Genomic DNA, 13,987 nt, shown 5'->3' on the forward strand with positions numbered 1-13,987 from the left:
CCGATGAGCCTGCGTCAGGCCCTGCGTTCGGGAGTGGCGGCGGTCGCGATCGCGTCCGTCGCCGCGCCCTATGGCGCGTGGGCCACGGCGCGCGGGCCGGCCGGACTGGACGTCCACGTCGCCCAGGGGCCGGAGTTCTCGCGGATCGAGATCCACGGCGCCGGCGCCATCAAGTCCCGGCGCGAGGGCCAGACCGTCACGATCGTCTTCCCGCGCGACGCCGATCCGGACATCGCGCGCCTGCACACCGATCCGCCGCGCTGGGTGAAGGGCGCCGAGAAGCGCCACGTGGGCGGCCATCTCGAGCTCGCCATCCAGCTCGCCGACGACGCCGACGCCAAGGTCGGGGTGGCCGACGGCGCGGCCTATGTGAACGCCTTCGCCAAGCCGCCGCCCGCCCCGGCGGCCGACTATGCGGCGCCCGCTCCGCAGCCCTCGCCCGAGCCGCCGCGCCCCAACCCGGTCCCGCCGGGCGGGGTCGTCCACATGGACGCCAAGGTGGTCAACCAGCAGGCGATCCTGACCTTCGCCTGGGCCAATCCGGCCGGCCTGGCGGTGTTCCGCCGGGGCGATGTGGTGTGGGTGGTGTTCGACGCCTCGGCGGCGCTCGACATCTCCAAGACGCCCAAGGGTCTGCGGCAGTTTTCCAACATCCAGGCGTTCCGCGGCGGCGACTACGCGGCCCTGCGCATCGATGCGGCGCACGACGTCCCGGTGTTCGCCGTCAGCCAGGGCGCCACCTGGACCGTCGCGGTCGGCCCCGGCGACCAGCCGCAGCCGACCCAGATCAACATCACGCGCGACGACGCCCAGGGCCCGCCGATCCTCAAGGCGCCGGTGGCCGGCGCCACCCGGATCATCAAGCTGCCCGATCCGGTAGTCGGCGACGTGATGACCGTGGTCACGGCGCTGGGGCCGGCCAAGGGGCTGCCGTCGCGACGCGACTACGTCCAGCTCGCCCTGCTGCCCTCGATCCAGGGCCTGGCCATCGAGAGCTACATCGACGACCTCGCCGTCGACCGCAGCGCCGACATCGTCCACATCACCCGCGGGACCGGCGGCCTGGCGCTGTCGCCCAAGTGGGCGATCAAGGATCGCGAGCTCGCCCAGCTCGGCGCGCCGCAGCCGGCCGCCATGCCCTCGCTGGTCGACTACGACAGCTGGCCGAAAACCGGCGCCGGCGGCTTCCTCGCCCGCTACAACGCCCTCCTGGGCGCGGCGGCGGAGGAGGAGGCCAAGACCGGCGAGAACGTCCCAACCGCCGCGCGTATGGCGCTGGCCCGCTTCCTGGTCGGCTCGGAGCTGTCGTTCGAGGCCATCGGGGTGCTGAACGAGGCGGCCAAGGCCCAGCCCAAGCTGCTCGACGACGCCGAGTTCCGCGGCCTGCGCGGCGTCGCCCGGGTCATGGCCCGCCGCTACAAGGAAGCCGACGCGGACTTCTCCTCGCCGGTGCTGGCGGAGGATCCGTCGAGCGCCCTATGGCGCGCCTATGTGGCCTCCCAGCTCGCGCAGTGGAGCGAGGCTCGCGCCCAGTTCGCCAAGGGCGCGGAGGCGTACGCCCTGTTCCCACCGGTCTGGAAGGCGCGCTTCGCCCGCGCCGACGCCCAGGCCGCGCTCGCCCAGGGCGACCTGGTGGGCGCCGAGGCCCGCGTGCGCCTGGCGCTGCAGGAGAAGACCGATCCGTACGAGGAGCTTGCCACCCGGCTCGTGCAGGCCCGCGTGATCGAGCTGCAGGGCCACAAGGACCGGGCGCTGCGCGTCTATCAGGCGATCGCCACCGCTCCGGCCGAGTATCTGTCGGCGCCGGCCGTCCTGCGCGCCACCCAGATCCAGCTCGAGAGTGGCAAGATCACGCCCCTGCAGGCGGTCAACGTCTTCGACGGCCTGCGCTACCGCTGGCGGGGTGACGCCACCGAGCTCGAGACGATCCGCGCCCTCGGCCAGCTCTACCTGAGCCAGGGTCGCTTCCGCGAGGCGCTGGAGGCGCTGCGCTCGGCCGGCAAGCGGCTGCCCGACCTGCCCGAGGCCCTGCAGCTCCAGGCCGACCTGACGGCGGCGTTCCGCAGCCTGTTCCTCGACGGCTACGCTGACGGGCTGGAGCCGGTGCAGGCGCTCGCCCTGTTCTACGACTTCAAGGAGCTGACGCCGATCGGGGCCGACGGCGACGCCATGGTCCGCAAGCTGGTCCGCCGGCTGGTGGACGTGGACCTCCTCGACCAGGCCGCCGACCTCCTGAAGTACCAGGCCGACAACCGCCTCGACGGTGTGCCCAAGGCCCAGGTCGCCACGGACCTCGCGCTCATCTACCTGATGGACAAGAAGCCGGAGCAGGCGATCCAGGCGATCAACGCCTCGCGCACCACCATCCTGCCGGCGGCGCTCAACGCCGAGCGGCGGCTGATCGAGGCGCGCGCCTGGGCCGGCGTCGGCCACTACGACTCCGCGCTGGAGATCCTGGAGAAGGACAAGTCCAGGGACGCCGAGGATCTGCGCGCCGAGATCACCTGGAAGGAGAAGGCCTGGGACAAGGCCGGCCCGCTCTATGAGCGCTCGCTCGGCGACCGCTGGAAGACCCAGACCCCGCTCGCCGCCGAGGACGAAGGCAAGCTGTTGCGCGCGGGGGTGGCCTACAGCCTGTCGGGAGACGACGCAGCCCTGACCCGGCTGCGCACCCAGTACCAGGCCTTCATCGACGGCTCGCACAATCCCGAAGCCCTGCGGATCGCGCTGGCCGGCGTCTCGACCGGACGGCTCAGCGTCGCCGACTTCGGCCGCGTCTCGGCGGACAACCAGATCTTCGCCGGCTGGGTCGACAAGATGAAGGTCAGGTTCCGCGAGCCGCGCGCCCCGCTGGTGGCCAGCAAGACGGCCGGACCGGACAAGTCCGCGCCGCCCAAGCCGGCTGCGGCGCCTGCCAAGCGCGCCGAGGGCCCGACGGCGGCCAAGGGGTAGATCGCCCGACTAGCCGCCCGCGCCGTGCTGAAAGCTCTGCACGAGACTTCCGGCGACGAGGCGCCAGCCGTCCACCAGGACGAAGAAGATCAGCTTAAAGGGCAGGGAGACCACCACCGGCGGCAGCATCATCATGCCCATGCTCATCAGTACGCTGGCGACCACGAGGTCGATGACCAGGAAGGGCACGAACAGCAGGAAGCCGATCTCGAAGGCGCGCTTCAGCTCGCTGATCATGAAGGCCGGGGTGACGACGCGCAGGGGCGTCTGGTCCATGGTCTGCGGCCGGGGCGTCTTGGAAAGGCGCATGAACAGGTCGAGGTCGCCGCGGTCCACCTGGCTCAGCATGAAGCCCTTCACCGGGCCGCTGGCGGCGTCGAACGCCTGGGGCAACTCGATCTGATGGTCGAGGAGGGGCTTGATGCCCTCCTGGTAGGACTTGTCGAAGGTAGGGCCCATGACGATCGCGGTCAGGAACAGCGACAGCGAGATGATCACCGAGTTGGGCGGGCTCTGCTGGAGACCGAGCGCCGTCCGGAGCAGCGACAGGACCACCACGATCCGCACGAACGAGGTGGTCATGATTACGATCGAAGGCGCCAGCGACAGGACCGTCAGGAGGCCGATCAGCTGGACCACGCGGTCGGTCAGGCCAGCGCCGGTGCCGAGGTTGATGTTCACCGCCTGGGCCGCGGCCATGGCCGGGAACACCAGGGTCATGAAGGTGGTGAGCGCCGCCAGGCCCGCCGCGCGGCGCCACTCGGAGGCGGGCAGGGCGCGGATCGCGCAGATCAGTTCGCGCATCAGGCGCGGCCCTTCGGCTTGGCCCCGGCGGGGATCACCTGGCCTTCGCCGAGGAGGATCAGCTTCTCCTCGCCGTCGCAGGCGACCAGCACCAGGCGGCGGGTCGGGTCGAGCACGAGGGTCTCGACTACGTTGAGGCGCCGCTCCGTCTTCAGCGGCCGCCCGAAGCGGGAGATCACGTCGGGGCCATAGCGGCGCAGGGCCACCGCGCCGAGGCCCACCAGGCCCAGCGTCAGGAGAAGCGCGAAAACGGCGCGGAGGAACTCGGCGAAATCCATGGAGGCCAGCGGCAAGGGTTGTTCTCGCCATGTCGGCCCGAGTCTCTTAATTCGCGATTAACCCTGTTTATTCACCATTCGGGCCATGGATCTCAGCGACATCCCGCTCTTCTCGATGCTGCGCGGCCGGCTGAGCTATCTGTCGGACCGTCAGAAGGTCATCGCCGAGAACGTCGCCAACGCCGATACGCCCGGCTATGCGCCGCGCGACCTCAAGCCGTTCAGCTTCCAGGCTCAGATGCAGGCGCAAGGCGCCTCTCAAGGGCTGGGCATGACCGCGGCCGGCGGCGGATCGTCCATGGCGGTGACCAGCCCCGGACACATGCTGCCGCCGCACGCCCACAAGGCCGGGGCGGCCAAGCCGGTGCCGACGAAGGACTCCGAGACCACGCTCGACGGCAACTCGGTCGTGCTCGAGGAGGAGATGCTGAAGATGGGCCAGGCGCGCATGGATTACGACGCCGCCATCGGCTTCTACCAGAAGTCCCTCAACCTCATCCGCCTGGCCGTTCGCGCGCCGGGCCACGGCTAGGCAAGGACTGACCCATGGCCGACGTCCGCAACACCGCCGCCACCGCACAGGCGATCGCCGCCTCCGCGCTGCGGGCCCAGCAGGGCCGCATGCGGATCATCGCGGAGAACCTGGCCAACGCGAATTCGACCTCCAAGACGAAAGGCGGCGATCCGTACCGCCGCCAGGAGCCGGTGTTCGAGCCGACGCCGGTCGCCGGGGGCACGGGGGTGAAGATGGCCCGCGTCCAGCCGGACTCGGCGGCCTTCAAGCTGCAGTACGACCCCGGCAATCCGGCGGCGGACGCGACCGGCTACGTGAAACTGCCCAACGTCGATCCGCTGATCGAGGCGCTCGACATGCGCAGCGCGCAGCGCGCCTACGAGGCCAACCTCAATGTGATCGACACGGCGCGCACCATGGAGATGCGCACCCTCGACCTCCTCAAGAAGTAGGGGCCTTAAGCCATGATGACCCCGCTCGCCGCCGCCAAGGCCTATGCCGCGACCCAGAAGACCCTGGGCGCCGACCTCGCCTCCGCCGGCGCCGAGAAAGCCGCCGCCGGCCCCGGCTTCGGCGAGATCCTGAAGAACGCCATGACCGACGCCATGAAGGCGTCGAAGCATGCCGAGACCCAGATGGCCGCCCAGATCCAGGGCAAGGCCGACCTGGTGGACGTGGTGACGGCGGTCTCCTCCGCCGAGGCCAGCCTGGAAACGGTGATGGCGATCCGCGACCAGGTGATCAATGCCTACCAGGAGATCATGCGGATGCCGATCTGACGGCGAAGCGTGCTACCCCTTCCATCATGGCGGGGGTGATCGAGCTTCGCGGGATCGAAAAGCGCTACGGCGCGCAGGCCGCGCTGTCCGGCGTCGACCTCAGCATCCGGGCCGGCGAGTTCACCGCCCTCGTGGGCGGCTCGGGCTCGGGCAAGACCACCCTGCTCAAAACCATCAACGGCCTGGTCGCCCCCGACGCCGGCGAGGCGCGGGTGGACGGCGAGCGCGTCGGCGGCGGTCCCGCCCACCTGCTGCGGCGCAGGATCGGGTATGTGTTCCAGGAGGTGGGCCTCTTCCCCCACCTGAGCGTGGCCGAGAACATCGCGATCACGCCCAAGCTGCTCGGCTGGGACGCGGCCCGCGTCGCCGTGCGTGTGGAGACCCTGCTCGACCTCGTCGCCCTGCCGCGCGCCCTCGCCTCGCGCGCGCCGTCCGAACTGTCGGGCGGCCAGCGCCAGCGGGTCGGCGTCGCCCGGGCCCTCGCCGCCGAGCCGAAGATCGTTCTGATGGACGAGCCCTTCGGCGCCCTCGATCCGCTGACGCGCGACCAGCTCGGGACCGACTACCGCGCCCTGCACGAGCGGCTCGGCCTGACGACCGTCATGGTCACCCACGACATGGCCGAGGCGGTGCTCCTGGCCGACCGGATCGTGGTGTTGTCGGCCGGACGGGTCCTCGCTGACGGCGCGCCCGCCGAGCTCCTGGCGAACGCCGCCGATCCGCAGGTCCGGGCCCTGCTCGAGGCGCCGAAGCGCCAGGCCGAGCGGCTGCGCGCGCGGCTCGCGGGAGAGGGCGCATGAGCGAGCGCCTGGCCGCCGCCTGGGCCCTCTTGCCCGGCTATCTCGCCTGGCACGTGCTGCTATCGGCCAGCGCCCTGGCGCTCGGCGTCGCCATCAGCCTGCCCCTGGCCGTGGCGGCCAGCCGCTCGGCGCGCATCCGCTGGCCGGTGCTGGCGGCGGCGAGCCTGATCCAGACCATTCCCAGCCTGGCGCTGCTGGCGCTGTTCTATCCCGTGCTGCTGGCGCTCTCGGCCCTGGCCACGGCCGTGCTTGGTCACGGGTTCCCGGCGCTCGGCTTCCTGCCCTCGCTCCTGGCGCTGACGCTCTATTCGATGCTGCCGATCCTGCGGAACGGCGCGGCCGGGATCCTTGGCGTCGAGGCGGCGGTGAAGGAAGCGGCCGACGGGGTTGGCATGACGCCCTCGCAGCGCCTCTTCCAGGTGGAGCTGCCCCTCGCCGCGCCCGTGATCATGGCCGGCGTGCGCACCGCGGCCGTCTGGACCATCGGCGCCGCGACGCTGTCCACGCCCGTCGGCCAGACCAGCCTCGGCAACTACATCTTCGCCGGCCTGCAGACCGAGAACTGGGTGTTCGTCCTGTTCGGCTGCGCGGCCTCGGCCGGGCTGGCGCTTGTCGCCGACCAGCTTCTCGGCCTCGTCGAGGCGGCGACCCGGCGGCGCAGTCGGCCGCTGGCGCTCGTGGGGTTCGCGGGCCTGGCGCTCGGCGTGATCCTGGCGCTTCTGCCGCTCGCGCGGACGGGCGAGGAGCGGCCCTATGTGATCGGCGCCAAGAACTTCTCTGAGCAGTACATCCTTGCCGATGTCATGGCCCAGCGGCTGGAAGGCGAGGGGGCGCGGGTCACCCGCAAGGAGGACCTCGGCTCGGCCGTCGCCTATCGCGCCCTGGCCGCCGGCGAGCTCGACGCCTATGTCGACTATTCCGGAACCCTCTGGACCAACGTGCTGAAGCGCACCGACAATCCCGGCCGGCAGGCGGTGCTCGACGCGCTCACGGCCGAGCTGAAGCGGCGCGACGGAGTGACCGTCCTGGGCTCGCTCGGCTTCGAGAACGCCTACGCCTTCGTCATGCGGCCGGACCGCGCGCAGGCGCTGCGCGTCGCCTCCATCGCCGACCTGGCCCGCGAGGCGCCCGGCCTGACGCTGGGCTCGGACCTCGAGTTCCTGTCGCGGCCGGAATGGAAGGCGGTCCAGGGGGCTTACGGGCTGAACTTCAGGGCGAGCCGCTCCTACCAGCCGACCTTCATGTACCGGGCGCTCGCGGGCGGCGAGGCCGACGTGATCTCGGCCTTCTCCTCCGACGGGCGGATCGCGGCCGACCGGCTGGTGGTGCTGAGCGATCCCAAGGGAGCGATCCCGCCCTACGACGCCGTGGTGCTGATCTCGCCGAAGCGGGCGCATGACCGGCGGCTGCTCGCGGCCCTGAAGCCGCTGATCGGCAAGGTTCCGGTGGCGGCCATGCGCGAGGCCAACCTCAGCGTCGATCGCGACGCCGCCAAGGCGACGCCGGCCGAGGCGGCCCGCGCCCTGCGCGCCAGGCTCGGGCTCTAGCGGGCGGCCACTTCGGAGGTGGCGTCGACGAGCTTGGCGAGGGCGTTGGCGTAGGCGCCGGTCACTTCGCCGAAGCTGCCGGAAATGGAGATCGGCCAGGCCTTCTTGCCGCACGCGTATTGCCAGGTGAGGTCGCCGCGCGAGCCGGGCACCACCGGCTGGAAGCCGTCCTTGCGGGTCGCCGTCCAGCTCTCCTTGCTGTTCAGGGCGCCGTCGTACCAGACCACCATCTGCGGCCGGATGCGGGGCTCGCCCTTGCAGGACACCTGCCACAGGGCCTTGACCACCGGCTCCTCCTGCTCGCCGACCTTGACCGAGGAGGTCCAGACGCTGACGTCGCCGTTCGGCTGGGCGTAGCGGCTGTCCGTCTCCATCATCAAGAGCTCGGCGGGCGTCGCGCCCATCACATGCCAGGTCTCGGCGAGGGCGGGGCTGGCCAGGAGGGCCAGGGCCGCGGCGGACGCGAATGTCTTCAGCATCGGGTTCAGCCTTGTTGATCACTCTCCGGCGGGCTGAACGGAGGAGCGCGGCCTTGGGTCCCGTGCGATCTCGGAAAAGTGTTAACGGCGCCGCGCCCGGAGGCGGTCCGGTAGCGCTTCGTTAACCATACCCGGCAGAAGTTGCCCATGCGTGCGGGAGCGCGCGATTCCAGTGCGATTTCGGGGGATCCCATGAACGGCGCCGAGGTTCTGGACGTCGGGCGCGACGCCATCTGGCTGACCATCCAGCTGTCCGCGCCGATCCTCATCGTCGGGCTGATCGTAGGCGTCGGCATCGGCCTCCTGCAGGCCCTGACGCAGATCCAGGAGCAGACCCTCGTCTATGCGCCGAAGATCGTGGCGATCTTCGTCAGCCTGCTGATCTTCCTGCCGCTGATGGGCGCCCTGATGAGCGGCTTCATGCGCCACATCGCCGCTCGCATCGCGCAGATGTAGGGCGCTTGGAGCACTACGCCACAGCGCAGCAGGTTTACGCCGCGGGGCTGATCTTCGCCCGGCTCGGCGCCTTCGTCATGCTGATCCCGGGCATCGGCGAGAACTTCGTGCCGGCCCGCGTACGCATGGCTTTCGCCTTCGTCTTCGCCCTGCTGCTGTTCCCGATCGTCGGCGCCAGCGCGCCCGCCGTCCCGGCGGCGGTCAGCGGTGTCGGCGGGGCGATCATCAAGGAAGTGTTCATCGGCCTCATGATGGGCGCGATCCTACGGATGTTCATGAGCTCCCTGGCCACCGCCGGCGAGCTGGTGTCGATCCAGACGACGCTGTCGTTCGCCCAGACCGCCAACCCGACCCAGGCCCAGCCGACCACCAGCCTCGGCACCTTCCTCGGCCTGCTGGGCGTGTTGCTGGTGATGACCACCGACCTGCATCACCTGTTCATCGGGGCGGTGGTGAAGTCCTATTCGGTGTTCCCCTTCACCCGCGCGGTGCCGGTCAACGACGCCGGCCAGCTCGCCATCCAGACCATGAGCCGCTCCTTCGCGCTTGGCCTGCAGCTGTCGGCGCCGGTGATGGTCTTCTCCATCGTCTTCACCATCGCGGCCGGCCTGATCGGCCGGGTGATGCCGCAGTTCCAGGTGTTCTTCGTGGCCGCGCCCCTGCAGGTCCTGCTCGGGCTGTCGGTCTTCGCGCTCAGCCTCGGCGCGGTCGGCATGGTCTGGGTCGATCGCTACCGCGAGCTGCTGATTCCGTTCGGCGGGTGACGCATGGCCGAGGAAGCAGCCGCCCGCACAGAAGAGCCGACACCGCGAAAACTCGAACGGGCGCGGGAACAGGGCGACGTCGCCAAGACGCCGGACCTCGCCCAGCTCGCCTCACTGGCGGCGGTGGCGGGCGTGATCGTCGGCATGGGCGGCATGCTCTCGCGCAACCTGGCCAACGAGCTCACGCCGTTCCTGGCCCATCCCGACGCCATGGCGCTGGAGCACGGCGGGGCGGTGGACGTGGCGCGCCACGCCATCCTTGCCGCCGCGCCGGCGCTGGCGGCGGTGCTGTTCGCCGCCGCCCTGGCCGGGACGGCCGGCAACCTCGTCCAGACCGGCTTCATCTTGACGCCCTCGAAGCTGCGGCCGGACTTCTCCAAGGTCTCGCCGATGGCGGGGTTCAAGCGGATCTTCAGCCTCGACGGGCTGATGCACTTCGTGAAGTCGCTGGCCAAGGTGGCGGCGACCGGCGCCATCGCCTGGTATGTCCTCAAGCCCCACGTCAACCAGCTGACGAACCTGGCCGGGCTCGAGCCGATCGCCATGCTGCCGTTCATCCTGGATATCCTGCGCCGGCTGGTCTTCGCCGTGCTCGGCCTGCTGCTGGTCGTGGCCGGCTTCGACTGGTTCTGGCAGCGCCAGCGCTTCATGTCGCGGATGCGGATGACCAAGGAGGAGGTCAAGGAGGACTACAAGCAGTCCGAAGGCGACCCGCACGTGAAGGCCAAGCAGAAGCAGAAGCGGGCCGAGGTGTCGCGCCGGCGGATGATGCAGAACGTGCCCAACGCCACCGTGGTGATCATGAACCCGACCCACTACGCGGTGGCGCTGAAGTATGAGCAGGGGGAGGACGAGGCCCCCGTCTGCGTCGCCAAGGGCCTGGACAGCCTGGCGCTGAAGATCCGCGCCATCGCCGAGGAGGCGGGTGTGGCGGTCATCGAGGATCCGCCGCTCGCCCGCGCCCTCTACGCCGCCGTCGAGGTCGACGACATGATCCCGACCGCCCACTACGAGGCCGTGGCCAAGATCATCGGCTTCATCCTTGGAACCGGCCGCCGTGCGGCCGCGAAAGCCTTGTGAGACAATGCGTAAGACTGATTCGGCGGAACCGGAGGCGGACGCCCGCGCCATGACCCAGCCGGCCACGGACAAAATCTCACGGCGCCGCGTCGACGTGCTGACGTCGCTGGCGGTGGTGTTCTTCCTGATCGCCGTCGTCTTCGCCGGCGCGCCGATGCTCAACGCCAGGCCCTCGACGCTCGCCGGACTGCTGCTCCTGATCGGGCTCGCGGGGGTCGCCTTCCTCGGCCTGTTCGTCCTGCGGGCCGGCGTGGAGCCGCACGCGGAGCCCGAGCCCGCGGCCGAAAAGTTCATCACCGCGCTCGGCGAGCCGGCTGCGGTGGCCGGGCCCGACGGCCGCATCGTCACCGCCAACGCCGCCTGGCGCGAGGCCGTGGGCGCCAGCCCGCGCCTGCCGAAGGGCGGGACCTCGGCGACCAGCCTGTTCGCCGCCCTCACCGCCGCCCGCAAGGGGGAGACCGCGCGCGCCGCCATCAAGGCCGGCGGCGCCGAGCACCAGGCGCTGGTCGCCCCGCTCGCGCCCAAGCGCTTCCTGATCCGCCTGACCGGGGCGGGCGCGGCGACCCTGGCCCTGCCGGCCGCGGCCCTCGAGGTGATCAACGCCGTCGCCACGGCCGGTCCGCCGCCGCCTCAGGTGCTCGACGCCTTCGCCGCCGCCTCGCCGTTCGGCGCCGCCCTGCTGGAGGGCGAGGACCCGTTCGCGGCGGGCATCGTCGAGGCCAACCCGGCGCTCAAGGCCGTGGCCGGCGGCGGCGAGGTGGGCCAGCTCTTCGGCGAGCTGATCGAGCCGGCCAGCCGGGCCGACGCCGCCGAGCGGCTCGCCGCCGGCGCCGCCGCCAACGCCGGCGCGCCGCTGGAGGTGCGCCTGGCGCACGATCCCGCGCGCATCGCCCACCTCTACCTGACCAAGACCGAGGGGCGCTGGGTCGCCTACCTGGTCGACGTCTCCGAGCAGAAGCAGATCGAGCTGCAGCTGTCGCAGAGCCAGAAGATGCAGGCCATCGGCCAGCTCGCCGGCGGCGTGGCGCACGACTTCAACAACCTGCTGACCGCCGTCTTCATGCAGCTCGACGTGCTGGCCGCCCGCCACCCGGTGGGCGATCCCTCGTTCGAGGGCCTCAACGAGATCCGCCAGATCTCGACCCGCGCGGCCGACCTGGTGCGCAAGCTCCTGGCCTTCTCGCGCAAGCAGACGGTGCAGCGCGAGATCCTCGATCTCGGCGAGCTCATCAGCGAGTCCGAGGTGCTGCTGCGACGGGTGCTCTACGAGGACGTCAAGCTGGCCACCGAATACGGCCGCAACCTGCCGCAGGTGCGGGTCGACCGCGGCCAGCTCGAGACCGCGGTGATGAACCTGGCGGTCAACGCCCGCGACGCCGTGCGCGCCCATGGCGGCGGCACGGTCAAGATCCGCACGGCCCGCCTGACCCAGGAGCAGGCCCGCGAGCTCGGCTATCCGCTGGCCCAGGGCGACCAGGCGCTGATCGAGGTGTCGGACGATGGTCCCGGCATCCCGACCGACGTCATGGAGAAGATCTTCGAGCCGTTCTTCACCACCAAGCCCGTGGGCGAAGGCACCGGTCTGGGCCTGGCGACCGTCTACGGCATCGTCAAGCAGTCGGACGGCTGGATCTCGGTGGACTCCAGGCCGGGCGAGGGCGCGGCGTTCCGCATCTTCCTGCCGGTGCACCATCAGGAAGCGGTCATCCAGGCCGCGCCCCAGCCGATCGCGCCCAAGCGCCCGGCGGCGCGGGACCTCTCCGGCGCCGGCCGCATTCTCTTCGTGGAGGACGAGGACGCGGTGCGCGGCGTCGCGGCCAAGCTGCTCCGGGCCCGGGGTTACGAGGTTATCGAGGCGGCCAGCGGCGAGGAGGCCCTGGAGCTGGCGGAGAGCCATGCGGGCGAGATCGACCTGATGATCTCCGACGTGGTCATGCCCGGGATGCAGGGCCCGGACCTGCTCAAACAGGCCCGGCAGTACCTCGGCGCGGCGCCGGTAATGTTCATCTCCGGCTACGCGGAGAGCGAGTTCTCCGACCTCCTCGAGGGCGAGACCAACGTCTCCTTCCTGCCCAAGCCGATCGACATCAAGACCCTGGCCGAGCGGGTGAAGCTGGAGCTGCAGAAGGCCGCCTGAGCCCAGGCTCGCGGCGGCGCTTGTATTCGAGGCCGGCGGCCCCGAAGATCGCGCCCCGTTCGACATCCTGGGATTCATCGTGGCTGACGCGCCCGCCGCCGAACCTCGCAAGCTCACCTATCAGGAGGTGTTCGAGCGCGCCTTCCAGGCCGCGGCCGAGGGGCGCGCCGCCGAGGCCGAGCGGCTCTATCGCGTGCTGGTCCAGGCCCGGCCGGGGGCGCCGGCCAGCGGCAACCTCGGCCACCTGCTGCACCAGGAGGGCCGGATCGACGAGGCCGAGGCAGTCTACCGCGAGGGACTGGCCGCGACGCCCGACGATGCGCACCTGCGCTGGCAGTACGCCTTCCTGCTCCTGGGCGAGGGGCGCTACGCCGAGGGCTGGCCCTATTACGAGAGCCGCCCGGCCCGCCGCGCCTACGCCAACGCCGCGGCGCTCAACATCCCCGAATGGAACGGCGGCGAGGTGCGCTCCCTGCTGGTCCTGCCCGAGCAGGGCCTGGGCGACCAGATCCAGTTCGCGCGCTTCGTGCCGCTGCTGAAGGCGCGGGGCGTCGAGATCACCCTCTTCTGCACGCCGGTCCTGCTCCGTCTGTTCGGCGCCCTGGGCGTCACGGTCGTGCCGGCAGAGGGCACGGTGGACCTGCCGCCGCACGAGGCCTGGACCCTGCCGGGCTCCATCCCCGGCAAGCTCGGGATCACGCCGGAGAGCGTGCCCCATCAGCCCTATCTTCCGAGCCAGCGGGGCGGGGCCGGGGTCGGCTTCGTCGGCGTCGGCAATCCCACCCACGTCAACGACAAGAACCGTTCCCTGCCGCCGGAGCTGTGCGCCGAGGTGCTGTCCTGGCCCGGCGTGCGCAGCCTGCTGCCGCAGGACACCGGCGCGCAGGACATGGAAGACACCCGCCGGATCGTCGCCGGCCTCGACCTCGTGATCGCCGTCGACACCGCGGTGGCGCACCTGGCTGGCGCCATGGGCAAGCCCACCTGGCTGCTGCTGCCCGAGCCCGGCGACTGGCGCTGGCTGCGCGGGCGGAGCGACAGCCCCTGGTATCCGTCGATGCGCCTGCTCCGGCAGCCGCGGCCGGGCGACTGGGCGAGCGTGCTGTCCGAGGTGCGCGGCGAACTTGAGGCGAGAGGCCGGACATGAGCGAACCGCTGCCCTTCAAGCGACCCCTGCCGGCCACGTCCCGCCTGGCGATGGCGCTCGGCGCGGCGGCGCTGGGCGCGCTCGCCATCGGTGCGATCAGCATCGGCCGCCTGGCGATCGGTCGCATGGCGGTGGGCCGTCTGAAGGTCGGGCGGCTGGAAGTGGACGAGCTGATCGTCCGCCGCATCGCCGGCCCAGGTGAAGACCCGCCCGCCTAGACGCGGTCTGAAACGGCCCTTGCGCTCGCGTC

15 protein-coding genes are annotated in these 13,987 nt (G+C 71.1%); 12 read left to right on the forward strand and 3 right to left on the reverse strand.

Annotated elements, in window-relative coordinates:
• Positions 1 to 3 precede the first annotated feature (3 nt).
• Positions 4 to 2,952 (forward strand): tetratricopeptide repeat protein, encoded by a 2,949-nt coding sequence (locus DJ017_RS09090; protein WP_111528416.1) that lies wholly within the window; start codon positions 4 to 6, stop codon positions 2,950 to 2,952.
• Positions 2,953 to 2,961: 9 nt separating this feature from the next.
• On the opposite strand, the gene fliP is transcribed toward DJ017_RS09090, so the two are convergent.
• Positions 2,962 to 3,756 carry a flagellar type III secretion system pore protein FliP gene (gene fliP, locus DJ017_RS09095; RefSeq protein ID WP_377284599.1) on the reverse strand — a complete coding sequence of 265 codons (795 nt, stop codon included), beginning with the start codon at positions 3,754 to 3,756 and terminating at the stop codon, positions 2,962 to 2,964.
• Complete coding sequence (locus DJ017_RS09100; protein ID WP_111530033.1) at positions 3,756 to 4,034, reverse strand: flagellar biosynthetic protein FliO; 279 nt, start codon at positions 4,032 to 4,034, stop codon at positions 3,756 to 3,758. Before DJ017_RS09100 ends, fliP begins: the two co-directional genes overlap by 1 nt.
• 85 nt (positions 4,035 to 4,119) lie before the next feature.
• On the opposite strand from DJ017_RS09100, the gene flgB reads away from it, so the two are divergent.
• From flgB to DJ017_RS09125, 5 genes are read left to right on the forward strand one after another with little or no spacing between them, the layout of a single operon-like run.
• Complete coding sequence (flgB, locus tag DJ017_RS09105; protein ID WP_111528417.1) at positions 4,120 to 4,566, forward strand: flagellar basal body rod protein FlgB; 447 nt, start codon at positions 4,120 to 4,122, stop codon at positions 4,564 to 4,566.
• 14 nt (positions 4,567 to 4,580) lie between these two features.
• The gene (flgC, locus tag DJ017_RS09110; RefSeq protein WP_111528418.1) at positions 4,581 to 5,000 is read left to right on the forward strand and encodes a flagellar basal body rod protein FlgC; all 420 of its coding nucleotides are present in this window, start codon (positions 4,581 to 4,583) and stop codon (positions 4,998 to 5,000) included.
• Between the two features lie 12 nt (positions 5,001 to 5,012).
• The gene (gene fliE / locus DJ017_RS09115) at positions 5,013 to 5,327 is read left to right on the forward strand and encodes a flagellar hook-basal body complex protein FliE (protein WP_111528419.1); all 315 of its coding nucleotides are present in this window, start codon (positions 5,013 to 5,015) and stop codon (positions 5,325 to 5,327) included.
• Positions 5,328 to 5,353: 26 nt separating this feature from the next.
• A complete protein-coding gene (locus tag DJ017_RS09120; RefSeq protein ID WP_111528420.1) occupies positions 5,354 to 6,127 on the forward strand; it encodes an ATP-binding cassette domain-containing protein in 774 nt (257 codons plus the stop codon).
• On the forward strand, positions 6,124 to 7,674 hold the full coding sequence (locus DJ017_RS09125; protein ID WP_111528421.1) for an ABC transporter permease/substrate-binding protein: 1,551 nt from the start codon (positions 6,124 to 6,126) through the stop codon (positions 7,672 to 7,674). Before DJ017_RS09120 ends, DJ017_RS09125 begins: the two co-directional genes overlap by 4 nt.
• On the opposite strand, the gene DJ017_RS09130 is transcribed toward DJ017_RS09125, so the two are convergent.
• Positions 7,671 to 8,153 (reverse strand): hypothetical protein, encoded by a 483-nt coding sequence (locus tag DJ017_RS09130; protein WP_111528422.1) that lies wholly within the window; start codon positions 8,151 to 8,153, stop codon positions 7,671 to 7,673. The two genes, DJ017_RS09125 and DJ017_RS09130, sit on opposite strands and share 4 nt — an antisense overlap.
• A gap of 192 nt (positions 8,154 to 8,345) precedes the next feature.
• Here DJ017_RS09130 and fliQ point away from each other — a divergent pair, with 192 nt between their 5' ends.
• The 6 genes from fliQ (at position 8,346) to DJ017_RS09160 (ending at position 13,955) form a co-directional block, all read left to right on the forward strand.
• On the forward strand, positions 8,346 to 8,609 hold the full coding sequence (fliQ, locus tag DJ017_RS09135) for a flagellar biosynthesis protein FliQ (RefSeq protein ID WP_111528423.1): 264 nt from the start codon (positions 8,346 to 8,348) through the stop codon (positions 8,607 to 8,609).
• Positions 8,610 to 8,614: 5 nt separating this feature from the next.
• Positions 8,615 to 9,373 (forward strand): flagellar biosynthetic protein FliR, encoded by a 759-nt coding sequence (gene fliR / locus DJ017_RS09140; RefSeq protein ID WP_111528424.1) that lies wholly within the window; start codon positions 8,615 to 8,617, stop codon positions 9,371 to 9,373.
• A gap of 3 nt (positions 9,374 to 9,376) precedes the next feature.
• A complete protein-coding gene (gene flhB / locus DJ017_RS09145) occupies positions 9,377 to 10,453 on the forward strand; it encodes a flagellar biosynthesis protein FlhB (RefSeq protein WP_111528425.1) in 1,077 nt (358 codons plus the stop codon).
• Between the two features lie 49 nt (positions 10,454 to 10,502).
• Positions 10,503 to 12,590 carry a cell cycle histidine kinase CckA gene (gene cckA, locus DJ017_RS09150; RefSeq protein ID WP_227000212.1) on the forward strand — a complete coding sequence of 696 codons (2,088 nt, stop codon included), beginning with the start codon at positions 10,503 to 10,505 and terminating at the stop codon, positions 12,588 to 12,590.
• A gap of 79 nt (positions 12,591 to 12,669) precedes the next feature.
• Positions 12,670 to 13,737 carry a tetratricopeptide repeat protein gene (locus DJ017_RS09155; protein ID WP_227000082.1) on the forward strand — a complete coding sequence of 356 codons (1,068 nt, stop codon included), beginning with the start codon at positions 12,670 to 12,672 and terminating at the stop codon, positions 13,735 to 13,737.
• Entirely contained in the window at positions 13,734 to 13,955 is a 222-nt protein-coding gene (locus DJ017_RS09160) for a hypothetical protein (RefSeq protein ID WP_111528428.1), read from the forward strand. Before DJ017_RS09155 ends, DJ017_RS09160 begins: the two co-directional genes overlap by 4 nt.
• Positions 13,956 to 13,987 lie beyond the last annotated feature (32 nt).

The sequence above is a fragment of the Phenylobacterium soli genome, from assembly GCF_003254475.1.
GTDB lineage: Bacteria > Pseudomonadota > Alphaproteobacteria > Caulobacterales > Caulobacteraceae > Phenylobacterium > Phenylobacterium soli.

Coding starts and splice junctions, on each gene's coding strand:
- fliP (WP_377284599.1), bottom strand. CDS start 3,756: ATGCGCGAACTGATCTGCGCGATCCGCGCCCTGCCCGCCTCCGAGTGG.
- DJ017_RS09090 (WP_111528416.1), top strand. CDS start 4: ATGAGCCTGCGTCAGGCCCTGCGTTCGGGAGTGGCGGCGGTCGCGATC.
- flhB (WP_111528425.1), top strand. CDS start 9,377: ATGGCCGAGGAAGCAGCCGCCCGCACAGAAGAGCCGACACCGCGAAAA.
- DJ017_RS09120 (WP_111528420.1), top strand. CDS start 5,354: ATGGCGGGGGTGATCGAGCTTCGCGGGATCGAAAAGCGCTACGGCGCG.
- flgC (WP_111528418.1), top strand. CDS start 4,581: ATGGCCGACGTCCGCAACACCGCCGCCACCGCACAGGCGATCGCCGCC.
- DJ017_RS09100 (WP_111530033.1), bottom strand. CDS start 4,034: ATGGATTTCGCCGAGTTCCTCCGCGCCGTTTTCGCGCTTCTCCTGACG.
- fliQ (WP_111528423.1), top strand. CDS start 8,346: ATGAACGGCGCCGAGGTTCTGGACGTCGGGCGCGACGCCATCTGGCTG.
- DJ017_RS09130 (WP_111528422.1), bottom strand. CDS start 8,153: ATGCTGAAGACATTCGCGTCCGCCGCGGCCCTGGCCCTCCTGGCCAGC.
- DJ017_RS09125 (WP_111528421.1), top strand. CDS start 6,124: ATGAGCGAGCGCCTGGCCGCCGCCTGGGCCCTCTTGCCCGGCTATCTC.
- cckA (WP_227000212.1), top strand. CDS start 10,503: ATGACCCAGCCGGCCACGGACAAAATCTCACGGCGCCGCGTCGACGTG.
- DJ017_RS09160 (WP_111528428.1), top strand. CDS start 13,734: ATGAGCGAACCGCTGCCCTTCAAGCGACCCCTGCCGGCCACGTCCCGC.
- flgB (WP_111528417.1), top strand. CDS start 4,120: ATGGATCTCAGCGACATCCCGCTCTTCTCGATGCTGCGCGGCCGGCTG.
- fliE (WP_111528419.1), top strand. CDS start 5,013: ATGATGACCCCGCTCGCCGCCGCCAAGGCCTATGCCGCGACCCAGAAG.